Origin of the sequence: Mesorhizobium sp. M0060, from assembly GCF_040323155.1 — a bacterium.
GTDB lineage: Bacteria > Pseudomonadota > Alphaproteobacteria > Rhizobiales > Rhizobiaceae > Mesorhizobium.
This window is the reverse complement of record NZ_JAMYUP010000183.1, coordinates 1-555: the sequence shown is the minus strand read 5'-3', so window position 1 is coordinate 555 and position 555 is coordinate 1. Positions and strand designations below refer to the sequence as shown.

Sequence of the window (555 nt, the reverse complement as noted above, 5' to 3'; positions counted from 1 at the left end):
GACGGTTACAATGCCGCCGCCTCGGGCGGCTCAAATCTCGGCCCGACTAACCCGAAGCTGATCGACCGTATCAAGAGCGACGCCGAAAAGTTGAGGGCCGAAAACCCGAACCAGCGGGTGCCGATGGATCTGGTCACCACGTCCGGCAGCGGCCTCGATCCGCATATCAGCCCCGATGCGGCCTATTTTCAGGTCGCCAGGGTGGCCAGGGCAAGGAACGTCGATGAATCCAGGATCAAATCGCTTGTCGACAGCCATGTCGAGGATCGCGAATTGGGCTTCATAGGCGAGCCGGTGGTCAATGTGCTGGCCCTCAACCTTGCGCTGGACGATGCCACGAAACAATGAAGGCGGGCGCCGGGATCGACACCGAAGCCGGCGCCGTTCATGATTGATCCTGATGCCAGACGACAGCCGCACCGCCGAAACCAGGCCCTCTCCCGACGCGCTGCTCGAGCATGCAGAGCGGGAGGAGCGAGGTCGCCTGAGGATATTTCTCGGCGCCGCTCCCGGTGTCGGCAAGACCTACGAGATGCTGATGTCGGGCCGCGCCAG

The 555-nt window shown here is 62.9% G+C and carries 1 protein-coding gene and 1 pseudogene; both read left to right on the top strand.

The features are described 5' to 3' along the window. Positions 1-348: potassium-transporting ATPase subunit C (locus tag NKJ94_RS37515; RefSeq protein WP_352532829.1), on the top strand; the 348-nt coding region annotated here is incomplete at its 5' end. 52 nt (positions 349-400) lie between these two features. Continuing rightward, positions 401-555: pseudogene (locus NKJ94_RS37510) on the top strand (sensor histidine kinase KdpD); the annotation flags it as partial.